Origin of the sequence: Streptomyces sediminimaris (genome assembly GCF_047049295.1) — a bacterium.
Lineage (GTDB): Bacteria > Actinomycetota > Actinomycetes > Streptomycetales > Streptomycetaceae > Streptomyces > Streptomyces sediminimaris.
On record NZ_JBJWOT010000001.1, the window covers coordinates 4,630,779 to 4,654,872 of the forward strand.

The 24,094-nt window shown below is 69.8% G+C and carries 20 protein-coding genes and 1 tRNA gene; 6 read left to right on the forward strand and 15 right to left on the reverse strand.

What is annotated here, in order from left to right; all coding sequences use genetic code 11:
* Positions 1 to 167: 167 nt before the first annotated feature.
* Positions 168 to 938 carry a DUF4232 domain-containing protein gene (locus ACJ9NR_RS21560; RefSeq protein WP_412512734.1) on the reverse strand — a complete coding sequence of 257 codons (771 nt, stop codon included), beginning with the start codon at positions 936 to 938 and terminating at the stop codon, positions 168 to 170.
* 379 nt (positions 939 to 1,317) lie between these two features.
* Between ACJ9NR_RS21560 and ACJ9NR_RS21565 the strand changes: the two genes are divergently transcribed.
* Both ACJ9NR_RS21565 and ACJ9NR_RS21570 read left to right on the forward strand, forming a co-directional pair.
* Positions 1,318 to 2,328, forward strand: a complete 1,011-nt coding sequence (locus ACJ9NR_RS21565) for a DUF389 domain-containing protein (protein ID WP_412493682.1) — start codon at positions 1,318 to 1,320, stop codon at positions 2,326 to 2,328.
* 440 nt (positions 2,329 to 2,768) lie between these two features.
* Positions 2,769 to 4,808 (forward strand): TerD family protein, encoded by a 2,040-nt coding sequence (locus tag ACJ9NR_RS21570; RefSeq protein ID WP_412493681.1) that lies wholly within the window; start codon positions 2,769 to 2,771, stop codon positions 4,806 to 4,808.
* Positions 4,809 to 5,146: 338 nt separating this feature from the next.
* Here ACJ9NR_RS21570 and ACJ9NR_RS21575 read toward each other — a convergent pair whose 3' ends face one another.
* From ACJ9NR_RS21575 to ACJ9NR_RS21605, 7 genes are all read right to left on the reverse strand, one after another.
* A complete protein-coding gene (locus ACJ9NR_RS21575) occupies positions 5,147 to 5,488 on the reverse strand; it encodes a hypothetical protein (RefSeq protein WP_412493680.1) in 342 nt (113 codons plus the stop codon).
* A gap of 250 nt (positions 5,489 to 5,738) precedes the next feature.
* Positions 5,739 to 7,709 carry an AbeC-like domain-containing protein gene (locus ACJ9NR_RS21580; protein WP_412493679.1) on the reverse strand — a complete coding sequence of 657 codons (1,971 nt, stop codon included), beginning with the start codon at positions 7,707 to 7,709 and terminating at the stop codon, positions 5,739 to 5,741.
* 651 nt (positions 7,710 to 8,360) lie between these two features.
* A complete protein-coding gene (locus ACJ9NR_RS21585; protein WP_412493678.1) occupies positions 8,361 to 9,137 on the reverse strand; it encodes a hypothetical protein in 777 nt (258 codons plus the stop codon).
* A 76-nt stretch (positions 9,138 to 9,213) separates the two neighbouring features.
* Positions 9,214 to 9,333, reverse strand: coding sequence for an LxmA leader domain family RiPP (locus ACJ9NR_RS21590; protein ID WP_412493677.1), 120 nt, complete (start codon positions 9,331 to 9,333; stop codon positions 9,214 to 9,216).
* 195 nt (positions 9,334 to 9,528) lie between these two features.
* Positions 9,529 to 9,602, reverse strand: a tRNA-Pro gene (locus tag ACJ9NR_RS21595).
* Positions 9,603 to 9,637: 35 nt separating this feature from the next.
* Positions 9,638 to 10,423 carry a Pr6Pr family membrane protein gene (locus tag ACJ9NR_RS21600; RefSeq protein ID WP_412493675.1) on the reverse strand — a complete coding sequence of 262 codons (786 nt, stop codon included), beginning with the start codon at positions 10,421 to 10,423 and terminating at the stop codon, positions 9,638 to 9,640.
* Between the two features lie 257 nt (positions 10,424 to 10,680).
* Complete coding sequence (locus ACJ9NR_RS21605; RefSeq protein WP_412493674.1) at positions 10,681 to 11,607, reverse strand: metallophosphoesterase; 927 nt, start codon at positions 11,605 to 11,607, stop codon at positions 10,681 to 10,683.
* 112 nt (positions 11,608 to 11,719) lie between these two features.
* On the opposite strand from ACJ9NR_RS21605, the gene ACJ9NR_RS21610 reads away from it, so the two are divergent.
* Positions 11,720 to 12,187 carry a GatB/YqeY domain-containing protein gene (locus ACJ9NR_RS21610; protein WP_412493673.1) on the forward strand — a complete coding sequence of 156 codons (468 nt, stop codon included), beginning with the start codon at positions 11,720 to 11,722 and terminating at the stop codon, positions 12,185 to 12,187.
* A gap of 335 nt (positions 12,188 to 12,522) precedes the next feature.
* On the opposite strand, the gene ACJ9NR_RS21615 is transcribed toward ACJ9NR_RS21610, so the two are convergent.
* From ACJ9NR_RS21615 to ACJ9NR_RS21635, 5 genes are all read right to left on the reverse strand, one after another.
* Entirely contained in the window at positions 12,523 to 13,038 is a 516-nt protein-coding gene (locus tag ACJ9NR_RS21615) for a hypothetical protein (protein WP_412493672.1), read from the reverse strand.
* A 56-nt stretch (positions 13,039 to 13,094) separates the two neighbouring features.
* Positions 13,095 to 13,841 carry a hypothetical protein gene (locus ACJ9NR_RS21620; RefSeq protein WP_412493671.1) on the reverse strand — a complete coding sequence of 249 codons (747 nt, stop codon included), beginning with the start codon at positions 13,839 to 13,841 and terminating at the stop codon, positions 13,095 to 13,097.
* Entirely contained in the window at positions 13,838 to 14,335 is a 498-nt protein-coding gene (locus ACJ9NR_RS21625) for a hypothetical protein (RefSeq protein ID WP_412493670.1), read from the reverse strand. Before ACJ9NR_RS21625 ends, ACJ9NR_RS21620 begins: the two co-directional genes overlap by 4 nt.
* 11 nt (positions 14,336 to 14,346) lie before the next feature.
* Complete coding sequence (locus ACJ9NR_RS21630; protein ID WP_412493669.1) at positions 14,347 to 16,557, reverse strand: glycoside hydrolase domain-containing protein; 2,211 nt, start codon at positions 16,555 to 16,557, stop codon at positions 14,347 to 14,349.
* A gap of 855 nt (positions 16,558 to 17,412) precedes the next feature.
* A complete protein-coding gene (locus ACJ9NR_RS21635; RefSeq protein WP_412493668.1) occupies positions 17,413 to 19,704 on the reverse strand; it encodes a transglycosylase domain-containing protein in 2,292 nt (763 codons plus the stop codon).
* A 408-nt stretch (positions 19,705 to 20,112) separates the two neighbouring features.
* Here ACJ9NR_RS21635 and wblA point away from each other — a divergent pair, with 408 nt between their 5' ends.
* A complete protein-coding gene (wblA, locus tag ACJ9NR_RS21640) occupies positions 20,113 to 20,451 on the forward strand; it encodes a transcriptional regulator WblA (RefSeq protein WP_037783411.1) in 339 nt (112 codons plus the stop codon).
* 322 nt (positions 20,452 to 20,773) lie between these two features.
* Here the strand turns inward: wblA and ACJ9NR_RS21645 are convergent, their stop codons facing one another.
* Both ACJ9NR_RS21645 and bagA read right to left on the reverse strand, forming a co-directional pair.
* Positions 20,774 to 22,237, reverse strand: a complete 1,464-nt coding sequence (locus tag ACJ9NR_RS21645; RefSeq protein ID WP_412493667.1) for an ArsA family ATPase — start codon at positions 22,235 to 22,237, stop codon at positions 20,774 to 20,776.
* A complete protein-coding gene (gene bagA / locus ACJ9NR_RS21650; protein ID WP_412493666.1) occupies positions 22,234 to 23,211 on the reverse strand; it encodes an ATPase BagA in 978 nt (325 codons plus the stop codon). Before bagA ends, ACJ9NR_RS21645 begins: the two co-directional genes overlap by 4 nt.
* Before the next feature lie 115 nt (positions 23,212 to 23,326).
* Here bagA and sp36 point away from each other — a divergent pair, with 115 nt between their 5' ends.
* Complete coding sequence (gene sp36, locus ACJ9NR_RS21655) at positions 23,327 to 23,485, forward strand: Sp36 family protein (RefSeq protein ID WP_003967454.1); 159 nt, start codon at positions 23,327 to 23,329, stop codon at positions 23,483 to 23,485.
* The gene (locus ACJ9NR_RS21660) at positions 23,482 to 23,949 is read left to right on the forward strand and encodes a RidA family protein (protein WP_412493665.1); all 468 of its coding nucleotides are present in this window, start codon (positions 23,482 to 23,484) and stop codon (positions 23,947 to 23,949) included. Before sp36 ends, ACJ9NR_RS21660 begins: the two co-directional genes overlap by 4 nt.
* The last annotated feature ends 145 nt before the right edge of the window (positions 23,950 to 24,094 follow it).

Sequence of the window (24,094 nt, forward strand, 5' to 3'; positions counted from 1 at the left end):
GAAGGTTCTCGGTCGGCTTCAGCTCATGGCACCGCGACCGCGAAGCCGCCGGCGTCGGCCTCACCGCTGATCCCGTCGCGCGAGTCCGAAGGCCACCCCCCACCGTTCGGCGCCGGTCCCCACGAGGGGAGGGACCGGAGCCGGACGACGCGGGCGCGCGGCGGCCGTCAGGCGCCGTTGCCGGCCCGGAAGACCGTCAGACGCGCGGCGTCGGAGACGGGCACCGCACCGCCGGTCCAGTCCACCTTCAGTGGTTCCTTCTCGTCCGGCGGCGTGATCAGGATTCCGGTGGGCGTGGCCGTCTTCGCCCCGCTGATCTCAGGATTGCCGAAACTCAGCCCGGCCCAGGCGCTCCGGCCCGGCGCCAGCGTGATCTTCACCGGGGTCCCGGCGGCCCGCCTGGGATCCGGCCCCACCTGCCGGCCCGAGCCGTCCACGAAGGCGGTGCCCGGGTAGCCGTCGAGGGTGCAGGCACTCCCGGAGAAGTTCGTCACGACGAGAGGAAAATTCTCCTGCCCCGCCCCCGGGTCGTTCGCCCCGACGTGGCCGCGCAGCTGCGAGGCGTCGCAGCGGGCGCCGGCGGCGTGCGACGTACGGCTGCCGGAGCCCTTCGACGTATCGCTGCCGGTGCCTGCGGTGCTGCCGGCGCCTGCGGTGCCTGCGGTGTTCGTGGTGGCGGCGGTCCCGGAGCCGGTGTCGCCCGCGAGGCCGGTGCCGCCCGCGGAGGCCGATGAGGAGACTCCGGCTCCCGGCTGCCGAGCGCCGCTGTCACCGCCACCGCCCTGCCCGCCGTCGCACGCGGCGACCAGACTCAGAGCGGCCACCGCCCCGATCACGGCCACCACGCGCCGTGCCGTGCCAAGGCCACCCGTGCCAAGGCCACCCGAGCCACCGGACTCCGAGCTCGCCGTACCGCGCCGGAAGGTCACCATGTACATGTACTCCTCTGCTCCTCACAACTCCCCGCCCCGCAGGGCGCGCGTCACGGGGCCGAACGCGCCCGTCACCCCTGTCCGATGCACGGTCGGGCGGAAGAGTTCGCGGCACGCGGGATCGCGGCTTGATCTCGCGCGGCGTACACGGCCGGTCGCGGTGGGTGAGAGAGGCAAGGCTTTCCGTGGCCACGGCGCCGGAAGGCTGCCGGTCAGGACTCGGGGCACGGATGACCGGCAGGAACGCCAGGTCGAACGGGACGGCGACCGTCGCGGGAACGCCCACGTGGTCGGCCCCGGCTCCGGGCCGGGCCCCGACCGGAGCCGGCATCGCACGCCCGTGTCCTGCCGGTGTCCTGACCGCTGATCGTGGTTGTTTGGAGGGATGATCAGCAAGGTTCGCTCGCGTGTCCTGCCGGCCTCTCAGCGCCGCTCGCTGGACGAACTGACCCAGGATCTGATCCTGTCTGCCGGGGACACCACGTCCAAGCGTTCGGCCTTCTGGACGATGCTGACGCTGTCGTCGGTCATCGCGGCCGGCGGCGTGCTCACGGACTCGACGGCCACCGTGATCGGCGCCATGATCATCGCGCCGCTCTCCACGCCGATCATGGGGATCGCCCTCGGGTCGGTGCAGCGCCGCCGCACCGGATCGGCCCCGGTCGTCCTCCTCGCGTGCCTGCTGGTGATCGCGGTCGGGCTGGTCATGTCGCTGGCTCTGCCCGGTGACTACGACCTGCTGTCCAACAGCCAGATCTCGTCGCGGACGTCGCCGGGCCTGATGGACCTGATCGCGGCTCTGGCGACCGGTATGGCCGGCGCGGTCGCGCTGGCCCGTCGGGACGTCGCCGCCGTGCTGCCCGGAGTCGCGATCGCGATCTCCCTCGTGCCGCCCCTGGTGGTGGCGGGGGTGTGTCTGGGACATCTGTCGGGATGGCTGGCGCTGGGCGCGCTGGCGCTGTTCGTGTCGAACTTCTTCGCCCTGGCCTTCGCCGGCATGGTGGTGTTCGCCTCGCTCGGTTACGCCTCGGAGGCGGACAGAGCGGACAAGGCGGCAGGGCGTCCCGCCCGCGGGGCGTCTGCCGCGATGGCTCTGCTGTTCGTCGTCGTGTTCGTTCCGCTGACGGCCAACACGGTGGCCACGCTGCTGCTCAACGTGTGGACCGGCAGGACCAAGGACGCGGCGCAGCAGTGGCTCGCCGACGAGCCGGGCGCGTCCGTCACGAGTGTCGACGAGCATTCCCGGACGATGTACATCCACGTACGTACCCCGGGAGAACTCCCGCCCGCGAGGTCGCTGCTCGAGCTGCTCGAGGGGCGGATCCCGGACGGCATCCCCATCGTCGTGGACGCCTCGCAAGGCCGGCGCATCGACGCCGGAACGGTCGGCGGCTGAACCAACGTCTTCAGTCGAGACGGCGCTTTGGATCAACCCGCTCTCCAACTGTGGTGGTGAGGCGGCAGGGTGAGTGCGTGGTCGTTCATCAGGGTTCATCGGCGGCTGGGAGCCGAAACTGGGACGGCGCGGAGTGTCGTCCGAACGACCGTGGACGTAGGCGGATGAGACGGAAAGTGAGACGGCGGCCTTGTCTGCAGGTCGTGCGCGACGCTCCTTGATCCGTGCCCGGGGTGTGTCGCCTCGGCTGGGGTGACGGACTCGCGGAACTGCGCCGTCGACGTCGGCTCTCGCGCTTGCAGTTTTCGGACGGCTCCCACGGTCTCGTCGTTGGGCACTACAGTCTTTCCTTGTGCCGTACGTCACATTACGGCGGCACGGGGTGGCGGCTTGGGTGGGGCAGTCGCGGGTGCCTGATTTGTGAGATTTTGGGGGGCTTCATGCATGAGATGGTCAAGGGCTCGAACGTGGCGCTGGCGGCACTGAGCCAGAACGTCGGTTCGGTGATCGTGAGTCTGAGCTGGGTCAGCCCGACCGGTGAAGGCGATGCGGACGTGTCCGTCCTGCTGCTGGATGCGAACGGCAAGGTGCGCGATGACGGTGACTTCTGCTTCTACAACAACCCGGTTGCCGCTGACGGGAGTGTGCAACTGCTGGGGAAGACGCCGACGGAGAGCGGCAACGAGGACCGGATCAGCTTCGACCTGACCGCGGTCCCGTCCGGCATCGACCGGATCGTCGTGGCGGCGAGCCGCTACGAAGGAGCTGGTTTCGGGGAGCTGGAAGACCTGACGGTGACGGTGGCCGACGGTGGCGGTGAGAGCCTCGTCAGGTTTGCTGTCGATGATGCCCGCGCCGTGAGCGCGATCATCTTCGGTGAGTTGTACCGGCGTGAGGAAGAGTGGAAATTCCGTGCTGTCGGACAGGGCTACGACACCGGCCTGGCAGGTCTGGCGACGGACTTCGGTGTCGATATCGATGACGACGCGAGTGCGGAAGAAGCGCCGAACGGTACAGAGGGCAGCGAGCAGGTTGATGCCGTTGTTCCGGCTCCGGCCGTTGAGCAGGAACCGCAAGACGTACCGGGCTTGGTGCCGACTCCCCGTCGGCCCGGCGACGAAGTCGGGCCGAAGAAGGCGGCCCGGCCCCGCACCGCGAAGAAGAAGGTCACGGTGCCCAGGGTGGCCAGGAAGTCCCTGGCGGACAACGAGTCCTGGAAGCAGGCCAGGCTTTTTCCGGTCTCGGTGCTCAAGAGCGACCGTGACCGGGAGATGCGCGCCACGTCGGTACTGCTGTCGGTGATGGCGCAGGTGCCGGAGTTCGGCCGGAGACTCACGGCGGCGTTCGGCGCACCGGCGGGCCGTATGGAGACCTTCACCGAGGTCTCTCTGCCGCACGGCGACAACCCGCGACGCCCCGACGGTGTGATCCGTGTCGAGCGGGCCGGCAAACTGTGGACCGCGCTGGTGGAGACCAAGACCAACGGCAACGACCTCAAGGCTGAACAGGTGCAGGCCTACGTCGACATCGCCGCGCGCCGGGGCTACGAGGCCGTGATCACGCTGTCGAACGACGTCGCGCTGGAAGGCAGCCCTCTCGTCGATGTCAAGATCGACGGACGGCGCAAGCACAAGGTGGCCCTTTGGCACCTGTCCTGGGCCGAAGTCACCCATCAGGCCCAGATGCTGATCCGGCACGAGGGAGTGGGGGACAGGGCGCACGCCTGGCTGCTACAGGAACTCCTGTACTACTTGCGGCACGAGAACTCCGGCTGCCACGGCTTTCAGAACATGGGAGCGGCCTGGGTCCCCGTGCGCAATGGAATCGACGACGAAACCCTGTGCCAGGGCGACCCGCGCGCCCTGAGCGTGGTCGAGAGCTGGGAACGGCTTGTCCGGCAGATCTGCCTCAGCCTCGGCGGCGAACTCGGACAGAAGGTACTGCCTGTTCAGCGCGCCAAGCGTGGAGCCGATCCGGCAGAACGCCGCATCCGCCTGGCCGATCAGCTCTGTCTCGACGGCAGACTTCGGGCAGAGTTCCGGATCGAGGGCGCACCAGGCATTCTCGCGGTCAGCGCCGACCTGCGCACCGCCAGGCTCCGTACCTCCATCGAGATCCCCGCAACCGAGCAGGGGTATCCGCTGAGCCGGGCAAAACGCCTCATCCGCCGCCTCGCCGAGGCACCGGCAGACCTGCACATCGAAACGCTCGTCGAAGGAGAGGCAGGGGGGCCACGAGGCACGCTGGAACGGCTCCGTCCGGAGCCGGCGGACATGCTCCCGAAGAACAACGACACCCACATCACCGGCTTTCGCCTGTCCCTGTTCAAGAGCATGGGGAGCAGTCGCGGGAACGCCGAGTCCGGCTTCATCCGCAGCGTCGACGACGCCGTGCACCGCTTCTACACCACCGTGGTTGTCCACCTGGACCGTCCCACGCCCCGGCAGGCATCAGCGAAAGAACCTGCCGGAACGGGATGAAGCCCGGCCGTGGGCCGCTGCACCTGGCCGCGGTGCACGTGCAACTGCCCAAGGCGGCATACCGCAGGGGTATGCGGTGACAACGGTACGAGCACCTCAGCTTGGGAAGGCAAGGCATTCGGCGCTTGTTCCCGGGCTGACCTGAGCGGCTTTCGGGCAACCCACTGAACATTTCAAGGTCGGCCTGAGCGGGCGGTGGGAAGCCGCGCTCGACGTCCGCCGGAACCTGCGCGGGCGCTCGCCGGTCGCCTTCTCGATCGGCTGCTGCGCGCTCGTGCCACGACGACCGGTCCGAGAGGAGGAACTGCGCATTGAGCCAACGCTCGTGCGTGAGGCCTTCAGAGATCGACTGGCGACGAGTCGCCGCCGGGCCGTGGGAGCACGCGCGTGAGCAGCCGCTCTTCCAGGACGGACGCGTAGATGGCGGCTCGGGTGGCGGCCGGGTGGCCCGGCGGCCAGATCCCGCGGCGGAAGACGCAGCGGCGACCGCGGAAGACGAGCACGGTCGTCGCGGCGACGACCACGTCGTCGTCCGTGGCGCCGGATACGAACTCGCAGGTGAGCGACTCCAGTTCGCCGCCCCGTCGTTCGCACAGGTCCCGGACGGCCCGGCGGGCGGCCCGCAGGAACACGTCCGTGTAGTGCCGCGGCCCGCCCCGGCCGGCGGGGTCGTCAGTCACCGCGGTTGTGCGTCGGGGCGGTGTTCGTCGGCAACGGCACGCGCGGCGGCGTCGATCGCATCCATACGGCAACTGTCCTCCGCTCCCTGCGGCTGGAGCGCACCGGATTCTGCTTCCCGTACCAGCGACGGAAGCCCGGACTCTGCCACCGCCACTGCCACCTGCGCTGACGGCAGCGTGCCGATGAGAGCTGGTGGCGATGCGCATCGCCTGGACGCCGCCGGCCGAGGTCCTGGACCGTGCGCAGGGCTCAGCCCAGCAGTTGTCTGATCGCCGTGACCAATGCCTCGCCCGTCTGCTGGACGGCCGTTCCGGCGACCAGGGCGGGCAGCGAGCGGACTGCCGTACGCAGGGCGGGGCGGAAGCCGTCGCTCTCCGGGTCCGTCAGGGCGCCCGCCAGCACCGCCGTCTGGTCTCGCAGGGCCTCCGGGTCCGCCAGCAGGGTGGCATTGCGGTCGATGTCCGCGCGGAAGGCGGTCAGGAGGGTGGCGAGGGAATCGAGCGGAACGCTGCCCTGGCCGGTACCGGTCTGTCTGATGTCGGACAGGCGGTGACCGACGGCGTTCTGCGCGGTGCCGGTGTTGTCGCCGCCGATGCTGATGCCCGAACCCGGGGACTGTGCGGGCTCGGGGGACGGGTCCCTGCGCGGAAACCCTGGGCTCATGAGCGCTCCTTCGGTCGGGCCGGAGGCGGAGGTGGGGGTGGGGGTGGGGGCGGGAGCGGGGGCGTGGGCGGGAGCCATGGGCGCTGTCTGCGTCACCTGAGTCAGCGTCACGCCCCCCGCGAGCTGGATCCCCGCATTGTTGTCGCCCAGCACCTGAATGCTGTTGATCACCGTGCGCCGGTCGGAGAACGCCTCCGTCGCGAAGCCGTGGCGTTCCAGCAGGGCCTCCACGGCGTTGAGGACGGCGGTCTGCATCAGCTCGACGAGACGTTCGGCGTCGCCCTTCTGGTGCAGGTCGGAAATCTCGGGCAGGGACAGAGCATCACGCAGACTCAGCGGACCGTCGGGCTCGGCCGGACCCGGCTCCGGTGACGTCTTGCGGAGCCGCCGCCACAGCGTCAGCCCCAGTTCGGCCGCACCGCGCAGGCCCTCGAGCGCCGCGGGGCCGGACGGTTCGGGCAGCGGCCGCAGCGGTCCCATCACCTGTGGCCGCAGCGTGAGCCGCAACTCACCGGCCTGCAGAGCCACGTGCACGAAGAGGCTCACCACGAGGTGTCCCTGCCAACTGACGCACTGAGCCCGCAGATAGGGCCGCTCCGGCCGGCCCAGCCCACCCGCCGTCTCGGGCGCCGCGGTGCCGCTCCGGCTGCGCTCCAGCCACAGAGCGGCAGGCAGGGCCAGTACCCGGGCCACTGAGAAACCGGGCAGTGGGGCGGTCTCCTCCGTGCTGCCGGGCCCGCCCTCGCCATGGCCGGCTGTGGTCAGCGCGGCGCGGATGCTTTCCAGCACCTCTGCCTCACGCAGTGCCTCGACGGACCGCTCGGGCCGCCCGGGCCGCAACGGCACGCGGATCTCGGCCGCACCCCGTGCCTCCCGGCCCGCGCCGATGAAACGGCCCTGAGCGTCGTACGGCAGCGCGGTGGCGTTCTGCCGGCTGTCGGCCAGCGCCACGCGTCTGAGCGCCCGCGGACCGACGGAGGGCAGCCGCTCCCGGGTGCCGCCGTCCGCGCTCACCCGGCCCCGTGCCGACCGGGTGACCACCCCGTCGACCACGTACACCAGGGCCACGGCGGACGCCAGCACGAAGGGCAGCTCGGTGCTGCGTATCCACAGCTCGTGGTAAGTGTCGTGTTTCTGCGCCGAGATCATCGCGAACACCCAGTACCCGACCAGTGGTATCAGCACCCAGCCCAGCCCGGACGAGCCCACCACCCAGGCGAAACCCAGCACCCCCAGCCATGACAGCGCCGAGACCGGCGCCCAGACCGTGACGAGGCAGAGCACAGCTGCCAGCGCGACCAGGCGCAGCCGCCGCCGACGACGGACACGCACCCCGTGCACGAGCACCGGTACCAGATCGAAACCGTACGACGGGACCGAGCGCGCCGGATCGCGCAGCACGTCCCGCACCAGCCGGAGCAGCCGTGTCTCGCCCAACGGCATGGACTCGCCGACACGAGCCGGGCGCGCGTAGAGCGCGGTGCACAGGCGCCGCGTGACGTCGGAACACGCCGCCTGCGGCAGCGACTCGCCCGCCGATAACTCTCTGGCCCACATCCTGAACGGCTCCCCCGATACGACGCATACGCTGCCTGGCGGCATCTTCACCTCACCGGCATCTTCACCTCACCGGCCCCGGTCACGCCATACCCAATACAGCGCGCGGATGACGACGGCGCGTGCGGCTTTCTCCAGACGGAGGCCAGCGGTGGCCGCGCCGCTCGGCGGTCGTATGGGTCGGCTTACGGTTTGCCGCGGACAGATACTTCCTGACCGTTCCGGAGCAGGAGGCACACGACTCCATGGACTGCCCTGCGGCGATCGTGACGCCCCGACGACGTCACTCAACGGCTGCCGCCACCGGTGACACCCCTTGGGAGTGCGGGCGAGAAGGGCGACTCGCGGTGCCACCGCACTTTCGCCGCCACAAAGGCGGCCTCATTCGGTCCCGGTGACGGGGGCCGGCCGGCGGGGCATTGGGCCCCCGGTGGGGGCCGTTCCTCCCCGCGCTCGGGAGGGTCTTCGCCTCGGGACGCGAGGCCGCCTTCCCAGCTTCCGGCGGCTCTCTCTGCTCGCGTGCTCCCTGGCTACTCGTCTCCGTCGACGCGTTGCTCTGCAGGGTGGACCGTGTGACGGCAGTGACAATCAAGAATTCACTCGCGGAGGGGGCCGGTGTCCCCTGAGCACTGGCCCACATCCTGAGCCCGGCTATGCCGGCAGCCGGCGCACCACGTCGTCGTCCGTGACCTCGTACACGTCGATACGCAACAGCCTGCGAACATGCGCCGGAACGCGCTCGATGGCCTTCACGGACGAGGACGGCACCACCAGCGCGTACCGCGTGTGGGGGTCCTGGCTCGTCATCCGCCGCAACAACTGCCCGTAGGCGATGTCGGCGTCGATTCCCTTCTCGCTGGTGCGGCCCTTGGCTTCGCAGATCAGCCGCTCACCGCCACGCACGGCTTCGAGATCGGTCCAGCGGTCCGTGGGATCAACCGGCGTCCAGCCCTCGGCAAGGAGCCACGTTCGGAAGGCGTCGGTGACCCGGTCCTCGTCGCTGTGGCGCGCCAGGATCCTCTGCAGCGCAGCCAGGTCCGCCTCCTGGCTACGGCGCAGTCGTCCGCGACCGTCCGCATCGAGGTCGGCCGGCCGGATTACGATCAGCCGCAGTCCGTGCGCGGGAATCTCCGTATCACGGCGGGCGTCGTACAGTGCCCGCTGCTCGCCCCGGTGCACGCCGCTGACCGTGAGCCTGTCGGGCTTGTCGAAGTGGGGCACGGGCTGGTCGTGCTGGCGTTCCCGGTACTCGACCACGAGTCGGTGGCCGGGCCAGTACGCGTCGACCGGCAGTCTGGCACGTCGGCCGCCCGTCCCGGGGTCGCCCTGCAGCCAGTCGAACTTGTGCTGTGTCAGCGCGGTCTCGCCGAGCACCTGGTTGCACAAGCCGACCACGTACGCCTCGTCACTGTCGTCCCTGGTTCCCATGAGCGCGCATCATGCCAGCGTTCGCAGACACCGAGGTGGGTCTTCCATGTGGCTACCACGCCAGCACGGACGGATTTCAGAGGTCGTCATCATCAACGGGTTGTGATGGCCGGAGCGTCGTTCTCGGCCGCCCTCCGAACTCCTCGGCCGTCGTGTATGCGGTGTACCCCTCGAGCAGCTGGTCAGCAGCGTTCACGATTCCTCCTGGACACGTGCCCCCGTACCGGCCGACTCCCCGAGCTGTCGCGTGCGTCTCCGCGGGAGCGGAAAGTGAGCAGCCGGGGAGCCGGCTTCCGAAGTTGGCTCCCAAACAGTCCCCAAGAGACTCAGGAAACGAACCAGGGGCCTGATCCGCACTGCGGATCAGGCCCCTGACCTGGTGTTTCGGCTGTCGGGGTGGCGGGATTTGAACCCACGACCTCTTCGTCCCGAACGAAGCGCGCTGCCAAGCTGCGCCACACCCCGAGTGTCGCCGCTGAGTCGCGGCGACGTCGTTTACTTTAGCCCACCGGTGGCTGGAGACGAAATCCGGTTTTGCGGCGGGGGCGGACGGGGTTGGGGCGGGCGTGGTCGAGGGCGATCAGGAGGATCGCCAGGCCGTAGAAGGCGAGGCCGAGGAGGAGGGCGTTGGCGAGGACGTTCTTGTAGCTGTGGAGGTCGACGTCCAGGAAGGGGTAGAGGTAGCGGCCCGGTGTTCCGGACGGGATCAGTTCGCCCCTTGCGAAGGAGAACAGCAGGTAGGCCAGCGGGTACAGCAGCCACGTCGCCGCCTGGCGGAGGTGGAGGCGGCAGCGGGGTGTCAGGAGCAGCCAGTCGAGCACGGCCGCGAGCGGGACCGCCGTGTGCAGGATCTGGTTGCTGATCCACTGCCAGCCGGTCAGGGCCGTGGTGGTGCCCGTCATGGCGAACGGGGGTGAGGCGTCGGCGAGCAGCAGGTGGTACACCAGCCCCGTGATGGTGATGTAGAGCAGCGTCGCACCGGTCCACGCCGGGGGCAGCGGGCGGCGGGCCGTCCAGGCGCGGCGGGCCGAGAGGGCGAAGACCACGGCAAGGAGGATGTTGCTCTGGATCGTGAAGTAGCTCAGGACCCGGACGGGACTGCCCAGGAGCAGGTCGATGGTGACGCCCGCCGCTGCCGCCAGGGCGACCAGGAGGCGGCACACGGCGGCGAGGGGACGGCGTACGGGAGTCACCACCGCGGCGGCGGGGACAGCGGAGGGGAATAGTACGGGCACCCCGGAGAGTGCGGGAAGGTCCGGGATGTCCCTGGGTATCGGGGCGGTCATGCCCTCAAGGTAGGCAAAGGGGGCATATGCCGCGATGTGGGTGGGCCGTGCGGGTTACGCCCGGGCAGGAGCAGTCCACTCTCCGGTGGCGCTCCGGGCGTCAGTCCCGGCGTTCTGGCCGACCTGCCGAGCGTTGGTCCTGGCACCTGCGGAGTGTCAGTCCTGGGCGATCCACGGGCGTCGCCCTGGCCGTCCTGGCCAGCCTGGGGCGTCGCCCGGCTCGCCCGCGGGCGTCGGCTTCGGCCGGCCTGTCGGCGTCAGCCCCTGCTCGTCAGCGTCAGCAGTGTCGCCTCCGGTGGGCAGGCGAACCGTAGCGGCGTGTAGCGGTTCGTTCCGCAGCCGGCCGAGACGTGGAGGTAGGACGTACGTCCCTCGGCCGTGTGTGTCGACAGGCCCTTCACCCGGTCCGTGTCGAGGTCGCAGTTGGTGACCAGGGCGCCGTAGAAGGGGATGCAGAGCTGTCCGCCGTGCGTGTGGCCCGCCAGGACCAGGGGATAGGCGTCCGCCGCGAAGGAGTCGAGCACGCGCAGGTACGGCGCGTGCACCACGCCCATCGAGAAGTCGGCCGCTGCGGACGGGCCGCCGGCCACCTGCAGGTAGCGGTCGCGCTTGATGTGCGGGTCGTCCAGGCCCGTGAGCTCCACCGACACGCCCTCGACCTTGAGCGTGCCGCGCGTGTTCGTCAGGTTCAGCCAGCCCGCCGCGTCGAAGCCGTCCCGCAGGTCCTCCCACGGGTTGTGGAGGGCGCCGACGACCGGCGGGTTGCCGTTCAGGCCGTGGCGCCGCTGGGCCTTCTCGAGCAGGTAGCGGGCCGGGTTGCGGAACCTGGGGCCGTAGTAGTCGTTCGAGCCGAAGACGTACGCCCCCGGGAACTCCATCAGGGGACCCAGTGCGTCCAGGACCTCCGGCACGCCGTCCGGGTCGGACAGGTTGTCACCGGTGTTGATCACGAAGTCGGGACGCAGACCGGCCAGTGAGCGCAGCCAGCGCTGTTTCTTGCGCTGCCCGCCGACCATGTGGATGTCGGATACCTGGAGAACCCGCAGGGGCCGCATGCCGGCCGGCAGGACCGGGACCGTCACCCGTCGCAGCCGGAAGGAACGGGCCTCGAAACCCGCCGCGTACACCACACCGGCGGCGCCCGCCGCCGCGATCCCCAGAGGTACTCCGTATCGAGCGCGCATACGTCCATCGTGTCAGACCCGCAGAGCCCGGAGAGCCCGGAGAGCCGGCCGGGTCCCACCGTCCCCTTAATCAAAGGGCGTCGGGCCCCGCGCACCTGCGACAATCGGTGTCATGACCACCACGCTCAAGTCGAAGCTGCAGGAAGACCTCAACGCCGCGATCAAGGAGCGCGACGAGCTGCGCTCCTCGACGCTCCGGCTGACGCTCGCCGCGATCACCAAGGAGGAGGTCGCGGGCAAGGAGAAGCGCGAGCTCTCCGACGACGAGGTGCTGAAGGTGATCACCAAGGAGGCGAAGAAGCGCCGGGAGGCGGCCGACGCCTTCGCGCAGGGCGGCCGGGCGGAGAGTGCCGAGCGGGAGAAGGCGGAGGGTGAGGTGCTCGCCGCGTACCTGCCGAAGCAGCTCGGCGACGAGGAGCTGAACCGGATCGTCGCCCAGGCCGTCGAGGAGGCCAGGGCGGCCGGCGCCGAGGGTCCCCGCGCGATGGGCGCCGTCATGAAGATCGTGAACCCCAAGGTCGCGGGCCAGGCCGAGGGCGGCCGTGTCGCCGCGGCGGTGAAGAAGCTGCTGGCGGGCTGAGCGAGCCGGGCTGAGCCAGGCTGAGCGGCCGTCGGCTCTTCGCGCGGGGCACGGTGCCGCCTTCTGCCTTCTGCGCGCGCCTGCGTATGTGCGTTTGTGGCTGCGTCTGAGCCCGAACCCGGGCCTGAGGCCCGAACCCGCGTCTACGCCGTGAAGCGCGTCGCGGCTGCCGCGTACGCAGGTGCGCCGGAGTCCGGCGGGCGGTCGTCGGACCGCCCGCCGGACTCCTGTGCTTTCTTCTGTGCCCTCTGGCCTGTGCCCTCCGGCCTTTGCTCCCTGGGCTTTTCAGCGCGGTGATCGGCGCTGCACGGCGGTCCGTCAGCCGTGCCCGCCCGTCAGTACCAGGGGGTGCAGCGGGTGTCCCCGTCATCGGTGTCCACGCAGGCCCGCATCTCGTAGGTGGAGGGGTTGTAGTACATCGGGGTGCGTGTGTAGTAGTAGTTCGTCCCCGAGGGCACCTTCGCGGTCCATCCGGACGCGCCGCCCTTCTTCTCGCCCAGCCGCCAGTAGCAGGTCGAGTGGCTCTTGGTGCAGCGCTGGACGTAGACCGACCAGTCCTGCTCGTTGGAGCCGCTGATGTACCACATGCGGCCCCAGCTGTACTGGTCTCCGTCCGTCTTCCCCCACCTCAGCTCGTACAGGAACGAGCCTCCGGCCTGGTAGGGGCCGTACGGGCTGACCGGGCCCGACTGCCAGGTCTGGATGTTCGGGTCGTGTCCGTCGCAGCCGAAGCCGGCGCAGCTCGCGGCGTAGGCCGAGGTGGGCAGCGAGACCACGAGTGCGATCGAGCTCAGCAGGGCGCCGAGCAGCACGCCGAGCCTGGATGTCAGTCTCCTGGATTTCAGTCTCACGGTTCTCCCTGGGGGTGGTGAGGTGAGCGGTTCGGGCACGGGGACGTGACGGCGCCTCAGGCGGCCGTACGCCGCTGGTGGCGCCGGAGCTTCTCGGCCGCCCTGCGCCGGCCGGCGGCCAGGACGTCGACGGGTGCGCCGGCGCCTTCGCCCGGGGTGGCCTTCCAGTCACGGAGCTTGGTGACCACCGCGGTCAGCCGGGCATCGCCGGGCTTGACGCCGACGTAGAAGAGCGACTCGTCCACGTGGCGGTCGTCGCCGCCCCAGCGGACGACGCCGTCGAGTTCGGCGAGGATGTCGCGCAGTACCCGGAGCTGGGCGGTGAAGAAGCCGCCCTTCGCGCCGGCCGGGTAGAAGCCGGGACGGATCTGCACGGCTGTGCCGGACGCCTGGTTCGACTCCGGGTGCCGCTTGTGCACCGTGTCCGGGGCGCGCCAGCCGAGGACGTCGCCCTTGCGGAGCTGGTCGATCTCGTAGTGGAACCGCTGGACGACGTGGGTGAGGACGGCTTCCACGTCGCCGATCCTGACCTGGACGCCGTCGAGCGGGGTGCCGGGAACGGGTCTGGTGTAGATGTGGCCGTGGGCGTCGGCGGTCTTCTCCATCTCCCATCCGTTCCTGGAGAACTCGCCGCTGAGGACCTTCTTGTTGCGGGCCTGGGCCTTGCGGATGGACGCCCGGAGCCGGTCGACGTCGGGGCCGGGGGTGGCGGCGTGGGCGGGCGAGGACAGCAGGGAGGGGAGGCACACGGCCGCGGTCAGGGCGGTGGTCCGGGCGAGGAGGCTCCGGCGTGAGAGGGTCATGAATCGCCTTTGCTGCTGGGAGGAGTGGGCGAGGTGCGGGGTGTGCGGCGGCGTTCCGCGTCGGCCGCGGAGAAGATGCCGCAGACGATCCCGGCCAGGCCGAGTACGGCGGTGGCGGGGTTGACGTAGCCGGGCACGGTCGAGGCGGTGTAACTGCCGCCACCGGAGAGCCGGCACTCGAAGTCGAGCGGTACGAAGCCGACGTGGTAGTCGACGACGTGGACCGCCCGTTCCGGGTCGGCCTGCCGGCACGGCCGGATCGGGGACGAACCGGTGCCGCCGTCCTCCGCGTCCAGGACCGCGAGGCCGGCGTGGGCCATGCCCCACGCGTACACGCCGACGGCCGCGCCGCCCAGGACGAACGCCGCGGCGCGCAGCGCCTGGCCGGGCAGGTGCCTGCCGCGGCCGAGGGCCTTGCGCAGGCCGCGGATCACGAGGACGAGGGCGGTGGCGGTGCCGGCCAGGAAGCCGGCGAACAGGACGAGTGCCAGCACAGCGGGCTCCCTCAGGAGTTACGGGAGATGGAGTTGTACTTCTCCATGATCTGGTACAGCCCCATGCGGTAGACGTTGTCGGCCTCGGCCTGGTCCCCGAACCCCTGGTAGCGGCGCAGGATTTCGAAGATCTCGCTCTGGGTGTAGTCGAGCCGCATGGAGCGCAGCGGGTTCTCGTCGTGGTCGCCGCCGGGCTTTCCCTCGGAGTCCCACAGATGGACCATGCACACGGTCCGCAGGTCGAACTCCTCGCTGTCGTACAGCTTCTTCCAGATCGAGTACAGGGCGTCGTCGCTGCCGGGGTCGGTGACGGAGCCGGTGGTGTAGCCGCGGCTGATGCAGTAGTTCCAGGCCCACGCCGCGGTGATGCCGCGGCACTGGCCGATGCCCGTGGAGGACTCCACGAACTTCCCGGTGGTGTTGTACGTGGTGATGACGAGGGCGTCCTTGCTCTCGTCCTCGATGCCGATGTGCCGCATCTCCCAGTAGGCCGAGGCCTGTATGAGGGCCTTGCGCATGTTGTACCGCTGGGACAGCTCGGTGATCAGCGCGTCGTGGTCGACGACCGTGCTCTGGAAGCACTTCCAGTGCTGGTAGGTCTTGGTGCCGCCGTCCAGGGGGAAGCCGATGGACTCCATGTACTTGCCCACGTCGGTCTCCATCGAGGAGACGACGTCAGACCTCAGCAGCGTGTCGGCCTTGAGGGCGCGCGGCGCGTCGAACGAGCCCTGGCCGGTGTCACGGCCGGAGGCGACGTCGATGTCGATGTTGATGGCGCCGTCGCCGGAGCCGATGTCACGCGTGACGATCTGGTCGTAGGCCCAGTCGGGCGGCAGCGGATAGCCGAAGTTGCCGGAGAACCCGGATGACATGTCGGAGACGAACGAGGCGGTCGAGTGCCCGGCCTCGGCGACCCGGGTGCACACGTTGCGCGGGCCGTACACGCCGATCCGGTAGCGGTTGCCGTCGTCGGCGATGGCGTCCTGGATGCCCTTGAAGTGCGGCAGCACATTGTCGGTGACCTGGTAGTCGAGGGCGTCGAAGTCGACCGCGAAGAAGATCCGGGTGCCGGACTTGAAGCCGTGGTCGAGTGCCGCGTTCACGGCCGCCTGCGCGTCGGAGCGGCCGGCGGCGTAGCTGAACCCCGACGCGTCGCGGCCGTAGGTCTGGTAGATCGGGAAGCAGCGCAGCCCGTTGTCGGCGATGGTCTGGAGCTCGCCGGGCTGGATCTCCTTCTCGGGCAGGCTCTTGGTGCTCGGGTTGATCAGGTACCGGCCGACGTAGGTGATGCCCGCGGCCTTCAGCGCCCGGGCCCGGGCGTCGGTGATCCTGGTGACGCCGTCGCATGCCGAGCCCGCGCGTTCCTGGTCGCCGTAGGACACCAGGAGGGAGGCCCAGGTGGAGAAGTCTCCCCGGCCGGTGACGGGCAGCTTGGCGAAGGACTGGAAGTCGCTGACCGCGGAGGCCAGGGCGGAGGTGTAGCTGCCGGTGAAGGAGACCGGCCGCTGGTTGAGGACCATGGCGGCGGAGAACAGCTGCACCCACACCCCGCTGGAGCCGGTGGCCAGCGTGTGCTCCTTCAGGCCGGCTCTGGTGCCGGGTCCGAAGACGCCGTTGGCGACGCCGTCCGCCATGCCGAGCGCGTACTGCACCGCGAACAGCATGGACTTGGCGACGTCGCGGGAGTGGTGCCCGTCGCACGGGATGATGAAGAAGTCCTGCCGGCCGATGTACTGGCCGTTGAGCCACTGCTGGATGCTGCGGATCGTCTCCGAGCCGCTGTTGACGGTGACGTAGGCGTCCATGTTCAGCAGGCCCTTGAACACCTTCGGCGTCAGGTCGCTGCCGGGGAAGGTGGCGTCGACGCCCATGTTGGCCTTGAGCTTGGCCATGGCGCTCTCGACGCGGGAGTTGTAGGTGCCGTCGATCTCGCCGCCGTCGTAGCCCTTGCAGTACAGGCCGGACTGGATGATGCGGCAGAAGTCGGCCGAGGGGACGGTGGAGGCGTTCAGCGTCGGGTACTTCGACCCGAGGACGGACAGGGTGGTGGGCCCGAAGTTGTTCGACAGGGCGGTGATGCCCAGTTCGTACTGGAGCGCCCTGGTCAGCGCGTACATCGTGTTCCAGCCCGTCACGCCGTCCTCGGTGACCGTCATGCCGATGACGTCGCCGTAGGTCTCGTTCACGAATCTCTGTGCGCGCAGCACCATGTCGTCGGCCATGCGCTTACTCCTGTCAGTGGTCGTGGAGGCAGGACCGGACCGCGGAGTGGTGCGGGAACCGGGCTCCGGTCGTCGCCGGGAAGCGGGCAGGACCAGGTCCCCGCCGGTCAGCGGCCTTACGGGCCCTACGGGCCGTGCGGGCCGGGTGAGCGGTGCAGGCCGTGCGGGCCGGGTGAGCCCTGCGGCGGGGTGGAGGTCCTGGAACTCAGGCCAAGGCCCTGGGGCTCAGGCGAAGTTCCTGGATCTCAGGCGGAGGAAGCGCCGACAGCCGTGGCTGGGGCGGCTGTTGACGGGGGCGCGGGTCGTGGGTGCCTGGCGCGTGCGGCGAACCGGGGCGTGGCACGCCCTATCATCGGGTGGGAACGCATGGGTTCTGCTCCTGTCGCGTTCTCGTGCGAGCGTCCCGGTGCATGGTTGGGAGCCTGGGCCGGGACGCCGCGCGGTCAAGGGGACGAACGGCCACGCCTAGGGCGTCGGGCCGACGTGAGAGAGCGTCGTATCGCGAACGCGGTCGCGTTCGCCGCGCGGTGGAGTCCACGGTGACTCACGGCAATCCACAGGTCCCCCTCCCGTAGGCGCGGGTGCCACTCGGCCGGTCACGCCGGGCACACCGTTCAATACGGAATCTTTGCACCCCGCATACGTACTTGATCAAGTCCGGTATGGAGTGAACGAGGCCGGTTGGCTCTATATGTGGACCATTTCGTGACGCGACGGTGACCTGGTCGATACGGAGACCGTGCACAACCATCGGTGCCGTTCGGTCGTCCGCGCGATGCCCGGACGGGTGCGCGCGGAAACACTACGGCGGTCTCCGCCTGTGCGGAGACCGCCGTAGGGAGGCATGCGCCGGCTTCAGCCGCGCCGTCCTCCGTTGTTGTTGCCGCCGCTGCCGTTCTGGCCCTGGAACAGGTTGTCCGGGAAGGAGAACGTCGGCGACGGGAAGGTGCCGCCGTTCGTGTTGCCTCCGTTGTTGTTGCCGCCGTTGGTCAGGCCGCCGATGAGGCCGCCGTTGGCGTTCCCGCCGTTGTCGCCGTTCTTGCCGTCGCCGTGGCCGTGCTTCCCGCCCTTGTTGGCGTCGGGGATGTCGACGAGGTTGAAGGACTCGACGGGCTTGCCCTCCAGGGCGCCGGTCATGGCGTCCTTCCAGATCGGGCCGGGGGTGTCGGCGCCGTAGACGAAGTCGTGGTAGACGCCGCCGATGGTGATGTTGTGCATCTGGACGTCCTGCTTGGCGCTGCCGACCCAGACGGCGCCCGCGAGATTGGGCGTGTAGCCGACGAACCAGGCGTTCTTGCGCTTGTCGGTGGTACCGGTCTTACCGGCGCTCTCGCGGTCGGTGAGGCCGGCCTGCTGTCCCGTACCGGAGTCGACCACACCGCGCAGGAGCGTGTTGACGGTGTCCGCGGTCTTCTCGGACATCGCGCGCGAGCAGGTCGACTTCGGCACCGGCAGCGACTTCGTCCGGCTGCCGACCTTCTGGGAGATGGACTCGATGGCCACCGGGGTGCAGTAGACGCCGCGGTTGGCGAAGGTCGCGTAGGCGTTGGCCATGGTCAGGGGCGCGATACCGGTCGAGCCGAGGGTCATGGAGGAGGGCACCTCGGGGATCTTGTCGCCGTTGCCCTGGACCACACCCAGCTTGTCGGTCATCTGCACCACCGGGCACATGCCGATGTCCGCCACCATCTGCACGAAGTAGGTGTTGACCGACTTGGCCATGGCCTCCTTGAGCGCGTACGGGCCCTTCTCGGACGAGCTCTCGTTGTGCAGCGTGTAGCCCTGGTCGTTGACCCAGGGCTTGCCGCTGCACGTCTGGACCGACTTCGGGTACGGCATCTCGTAGGGCGCGGGATAGATCTGCGTGGCGGGCTTGCCCTGCTCGATGGCGGCGGCGGCCAGGAACGGCTTGAAGGTCGAACCGGTCGGGAAGCCGTAGTTGGAGCCGCCCATGCTCGCGCCGACCGAGTAGTTGATCTCGGTCTCGTTCTTGGCGTAGCCATACGGCTTGGACTGGCCCATCGCGATGACCTTGCCGGTGCCGGGCTCGACGATGGTGGCCGCCGCGGCGACCTTGTCCGACTTGTAGACGTGGTCCTTGAGCGAGGCCTGCACCGATTTCTGCGCCTGCGGCTCGAGGGTCGTGTGGATCGTCAGGCCGCCCTGGTTCCAGACCTTCGCCCGTGCCTCCTTGGTCTTGCCGAAGACCGGGTCGCTGAGGAAGACCTGCTCGACGTACTTGCAGAAGAAGCTGGCGCCCTTGACGGCCGTGATGCAGCCGTTCTTCGGCTTGCTGGGGTGCAGGCCCAGCGGCGTCTTCTTGGCCTTGTCGGCCTCCGCCTGCGAGATGTCGCCCAGGTCGGCCATGCGCTGGAGCACGACGTTGCGGCGCTTGGTGGCCTCCGTCTCGTCGTTGACCGGGTCGTACCGGCTCGGCGACTGGACGATGCCCGCGAGGAGCGCCGCCTCCTGGACGTTGAGGTCCTTGGCGTGCTTGGAGAAGTAACGCTGGGAGGCCGCCTCGACGCCGTAGGCCTGCTCGCCGAAGAACGTGATGTTCAGGTAGTTCTCGAGGATCTTCTTCTTGCCGAGCTCCTCCTCGACCTGGATCGCGTACTTCAGCTCCCTGATCTTGCGGCCGAGGGTCTGCTGGGTGGCCTGGGCGACCTTGGTCGGGTCGTCACCGGCCTCCTCCACGAAGACGTTCTTCACGTACTGCTGGGTGAGGGTGGAGGCGCCCTGGGAGACGCCGCCGCTCTGCGCGTTCTTGTTCAGCGCGCGCAGGATGCCCTTCAGGTCGACGGCGCCGTGCTGGTAGTAGCGCGAGTCCTCGATCGCGACGATCGCCTTCTGCATGTACGGCGAGATGTCCTTGAGGCTCACCACCGTGCGGTCGCGCGAGTAGACCGTGGCGATCTGGCCGCCCTGGGCGTCGAGGATGGTGGTGCGCTGACTCAGCGGCGGCGTCTTGAGGTTGGCCGGCAGCTCGTCGAAGCTTTCCACCGATCCCTTGGCGGTGAGTCCGAGCGCGCCGACGGCGGGCAACGCGATGCCGGCCAGTACGGCACCGGCCAGGACACTGACACCGAGGAACTTGGCGGCCTGCTGCGTTGGCGACAGACCACCGCCCGAGCGCTTCTTTGGCATGAGGGCAGCCTACGTTCTCAATCGCCGGACACGCGTATATGCCTTGGCCTAAGCTGCTCTCAACTGTCACAGCCGTGGGGCCACGTATCAATACGTCCGGCGACCCCGAATCGTTCCGGAAGTTCCCAGGTTTTTTTGGTGGAGGCGTGCCCGAATCCGCCTCGTGTGTCAGTCGGCGTCCGTTGTGACCCAATAGACCTGTCCCGGTTTGCCGGGAAGGTCGCGCATGTCCCCAGCTCACTCCCCCGGGTGATCTGCCGCTTACGCATAGTCCGTTCGGGCCATTCAAGATTGGGCCCGAAGGGGGTGTTGCGCTGTGCCCACCTTCCGTAACGTCCTCAACTGGCGGCGGTGAATATGCCGCTGCCGCCGTGGGGGAGCCTCGATTCGGGAGAGGACGGCGCCGGTATGGGCTGGGTAACCGACTGGAGTGCGCAGGCCGCCTGCCGCACTACGGATCCGGATGAACTGTTCGTGCAGGGAGCAGCGCAGAACAGGGCCAAGGCGGTGTGCACCGGATGTCCGGTACGCACGGAATGCCTGGCCGACGCGCTGGACAACCGCGTCGAGTTCGGCGTGTGGGGAGGCATGACGGAGCGGGAGCGCCGCGCACTGCTGCGCAGGCGGCCCACCGTGACCTCCTGGCGCCGGCTCCTTGAGACGGCTCGTCTGGAGTACGAGCGCGGAGTGGGCATCCTGCCGCTGGACGACGATCAGGTGTACGAGAACTACGCGGCGGTGAGCTGAGGCCGCTCCCGCTGACCGGGCAACCTCCGGGGCACCCTCGGGCGCATGCCCGGGCGCTGCGCTGGACGGGCCGCGGTACGCCGTCTGCCGGCTGCGGAGCCGTCGTGGCCGGTCGCGCAGTTCACCGCGCGCCTTCGGAGCTCTGCTTCACACCGTTGCCGCTGCTGCCGCTGCTGACAGTGCCGCCTCTGCTGACGGTGCCGCCACTGCGCGCCCGCAGCGGGCTGCCTCACGCCGCTGCCGCGGAGTGGGGCCTCCGCGTGCCGGTCCACAGCGCCGCTCCAGGGCGCCGCGGAACCGCAGCGGCCTTCGCCGGTCTGCCTCAGGGCAGCTCGGGCCGATTGGCCGCGAGCCGGTCCCCGATGTCCCGCAGTCCCGCGAGGTCGTGCACATCGCCGGGCAGCGCGGCCACTTCGGCCACCGCCACCTCGGGGTGGAGCGCGGTGAAGCGGTCACGCGTGCGCTGCTCACGGAAGAGCAGGTGCATACGCTCGGCATGCAGCCTCAGCAGGCCCGCGGTGAGCCGCTCGACGCCCTGGTCCTCCTGATCCGGGCCGGGGGAGCCGGGCTCGGACGGGGGCGACTCGACCGGCGCGGAGGCAGGAGAGTCGGAAGCGCGAGAGGCGGAGTCGGACGAGGCGGAGTCGGACGAGGCGGCAGAGCCGGAGACGGGAGAGTCTGAACTGCCGTACGGGTCGGGAGAGTTACGAAGTCCAGCTTTCCCACCGTCCTGATCGACAATGCGGGGCTCCACAAGATTTTCCGCGGCGGCGAGCGCACGCTCGGCGGACAGCCGGGCGGCGCCGCTGCCGTGGACGCGGTTGAGCACCAGACCCGCGAGCGGCATCCCCTCGGCCGCCAGCCGCTCCACGAAGTACGCGGCCTCACGCAGCGCGTCCCGCTCCGGGGCCGCCACCACCAGGAACGCCGTTCCCGGCGCCTGCAGCAGCCTGTACGTCGCGTCCGCGCGCGTGCGGAACCCGCCGAAGGTCGTGTCCATCGCCGCCACGAACGTCTGCACGTCCTTGAGCAGCTGACCGCCCAGCAGCTTGCCCAGCGTGCCGGTCATCATCGACATCCCGACGTTCAGGAACTTCATCCCGGCGCGGCCGCCCAGCTTGGCCGGCGCGGTCAGCAGCCGGATCAGCCGCCCGTCCAGGAACGAGCCCAGCCGCTTGGGCGCGTCCAGGAAGTCGAGCGCCGAGCGGGACGGCGGGGTGTCGACGACGATCAGGTCCCACTCGTCGCGCGCCCGCAACTGCCCGAGCTTCTCCATCGCCATGTACTCCTGCGTGCCCGCGAAGCCGGCGGAGAGCGACTGGTAGAAGGGGTTCGACAGGATCGCCGCGGCCCGCTCGGGATCCGCGTGCGCCTCGACGATCTCGTCGAAGGTGCGCTTCATGTCGAGCATCATCGCGTGCAGTTCCCCCTCCCCTCGGCCGCCGTCGCCCGCGGCCGGACCGCCCGGCGACGCACCCTCCCGGCCGTGGACGCCACGGCCGTCGACGCCCTTCACCCGGCGCGGGGTGTTGTCCAGCGAGTCGATGCCCATGGACTGGGCGAGCCGGCGCGCCGGGTCGATGGTCAGCACGACCACCTTGCGCCCGCGCTCGGCGGCCCGCAGGCCCAGGGCCGCGGCCGTGGTCGTCTTGCCGACGCCGCCCGAGCCGCAGCACACCACGATCCGGGTCCCCGGGTCGTCGAGCAGCGGGTCGACGTCGAGCACGCGCGCGGGGGAGAGGCGGTGCCGGGTGATCTCCTGCTCCGCGACCGGGTCCGGACTCATGACATCCCCTGCTTCCGCAGCTCGGTGGCCAGCTCGTACAACCCCGCCAGATCCATGCCCTCGGCGAGCAGCGGCAGTTCGTGCAGCGGCAGGCCCAGCTCGCCGAGCACCGCACGCTGCTCGTGCTCCAGCGCGTACCGCTCGCCGTACTCCTCGGCCTGCTCCAGCAGGGGGCCCACCAGCTTCTCGGCGTTCCCACCCCGGCGGGCGCCGCCGAGTCCCGCCGACGACAGCGCCCTCGCCACCGCTGGACGGGACACGGTGCGTACGAGTTCCAGATCCGCCGCGTCCAACACCTCGGGGCGCACCATGTTCACCATGATCCGGCCCACCGGCAGCTTCGCGGCCCGCAGTTCCGCGATCCCGTCCGCGGTCTCCTGCACGGGCATCTCCTCGAGGAGCGTGACCATGTGCACGGCCGTCTCCTTCGACTTCAGCACCCGCATCACGGCCTGGGCCTGATTGTGTATCGGGCCGATCTTCGCCAGGCCCGCCACCTCGTCGTTCACGTTCAGAAAGCGCGCGATGCGGCCCGTGGGGGGCGCGTCCATGACGACGTGGTCGTAGATGAACCGGCCGCTTCTGTCCTTGCGGCGCACCGCCTCGCACGCCTTGCCGGTCAGGAGCACGTCCCTGAGGCCCGGCGCGATGGTGGTGGCGAAGTCGATCGCGCCCAGTTTCTTCAGGGCTCTGCCCGCGCCCCCGAGCTTGTAGAACATCTGGAGGTAGTCCAAAAGGGCCAGTTCGGGGTCGATGGCGAGGGCGTACACCTCCCCGCCCCCTGGAGCGACGGCGATCTTTCGCTCCTCATAGGGCAGCGCTTCCGTCTCGAAGAGCTGCGCGATGCCCTGGCGCCCCTCGACCTCGACGAGAAGCGTCCGCTTCCCCTCGGTCGCGAGGGCCAGCGCTAGAGCGGCGGCGACCGTGGTCTTTCCGGTCCCGCCCTTGCCGCTGACGACCTGGAGCCTGCTCACGTCATCGAGCCTAACCAGTCCGTGCACGAACCACGCGACAGCCTGTGGACAACTCGACCACGGGCGGTGGGAGGGCGGCGGCTGCGGTGGGCGGGCAGCGGCTAGAGTCGGCCACATGACCAAGTGGGAATACGCAACTGTGCCGCTTCTTGTCCACGCCACGAAGCAGATCCTGGACACCTGGGGCGAGGACGGCTGGGAGCTCGTCCAGGTCGTGCCCGGACCGAACAACCCCGAGCAGCTCGTCGCGTACTTGAAGCGGGAGAAGGCATGAGTGCCGTAGAGGCGAAGCTGGCCGAGCTCGGCCTGACCCTGCCCGAGGTCGTCCCGCCGCTGGCCGCGTACCAGCCGGCCGTCCGGTCGGGTCTCCACGTCTACACGGCCGGCCAGCTCCCCATGGTCGAGGGCAAGCTGCCCGTCACCGGCAAGGTGGGCGCGGAGGTCACCCCCGAGGAGGCCAAGGAGCTGGCCCGCACCTGCGCCCTGAACGCGCTCGCCGCCGTCAAGTCCGTCGCCGGTGATCTCGACCGCGTCGCGCGCGTGGTGAAGGTCGTGGGCTTCGTCGCCTCGGCCGCCGACTTCACCGGCCAGCCGGGTGTGGTCAACGGTGCGAGCGAGCTGCTCGGCGAGGTTCTCGGCGACAAGGGAGTGCACGCGCGCAGCGCGGTCGGTGTGGCGGTTCTCCCGCTGGACGCACCGGTCGAGATCGAGATCCAGGTGGAGCTCACCGAGGCGTAGGGCCGACCGAGACGTAGGGCCGACCGAGACGTAGGGCCGACCGAGACGCAGGGGCGACCGAGACGCAGGGCCGACCGAGCGTAGGGCCGGCTGCCCCGGCCCGGTCTGCGGCTTCGTACCGGGCCGGTGGCCCGGCTGCCCCGGC

Bases quoted from the DNA above. Each gene is read 5' to 3' on its own strand.
- sp36 (WP_003967454.1), top strand. From the start codon at position 23,327: ATGACCAAGTGGGAATACGCAACTGTGCCGCTTCTTGTCCACGCCACG.
- ACJ9NR_RS21565 (WP_412493682.1), top strand. From the start codon at position 1,318: ATGATCAGCAAGGTTCGCTCGCGTGTCCTGCCGGCCTCTCAGCGCCGC.
- ACJ9NR_RS21645 (WP_412493667.1), bottom strand. From the start codon at position 22,237: ATGAGTCCGGACCCGGTCGCGGAGCAGGAGATCACCCGGCACCGCCTC.
- ACJ9NR_RS21630 (WP_412493669.1), bottom strand. From the start codon at position 16,557: ATGGCCGACGACATGGTGCTGCGCGCACAGAGATTCGTGAACGAGACC.
- wblA (WP_037783411.1), top strand. From the start codon at position 20,113: ATGGGCTGGGTAACCGACTGGAGTGCGCAGGCCGCCTGCCGCACTACG.
- ACJ9NR_RS21620 (WP_412493671.1), bottom strand. From the start codon at position 13,841: ATGACCCTCTCACGCCGGAGCCTCCTCGCCCGGACCACCGCCCTGACC.
- ACJ9NR_RS21570 (WP_412493681.1), top strand. From the start codon at position 2,769: ATGCATGAGATGGTCAAGGGCTCGAACGTGGCGCTGGCGGCACTGAGC.
- ACJ9NR_RS21600 (WP_412493675.1), bottom strand. From the start codon at position 10,423: ATGACCGCCCCGATACCCAGGGACATCCCGGACCTTCCCGCACTCTCC.
- ACJ9NR_RS21610 (WP_412493673.1), top strand. From the start codon at position 11,720: ATGACCACCACGCTCAAGTCGAAGCTGCAGGAAGACCTCAACGCCGCG.
- ACJ9NR_RS21585 (WP_412493678.1), bottom strand. From the start codon at position 9,137: ATGGGAACCAGGGACGACAGTGACGAGGCGTACGTGGTCGGCTTGTGC.
- ACJ9NR_RS21660 (WP_412493665.1), top strand. From the start codon at position 23,482: ATGAGTGCCGTAGAGGCGAAGCTGGCCGAGCTCGGCCTGACCCTGCCC.
- ACJ9NR_RS21635 (WP_412493668.1), bottom strand. From the start codon at position 19,704: ATGCCAAAGAAGCGCTCGGGCGGTGGTCTGTCGCCAACGCAGCAGGCC.
- ACJ9NR_RS21605 (WP_412493674.1), bottom strand. From the start codon at position 11,607: ATGCGCGCTCGATACGGAGTACCTCTGGGGATCGCGGCGGCGGGCGCC.
- ACJ9NR_RS21560 (WP_412512734.1), bottom strand. From the start codon at position 938: ATGTACATGGTGACCTTCCGGCGCGGTACGGCGAGCTCGGAGTCCGGT.
- ACJ9NR_RS21580 (WP_412493679.1), bottom strand. From the start codon at position 7,709: ATGTGGGCCAGAGAGTTATCGGCGGGCGAGTCGCTGCCGCAGGCGGCG.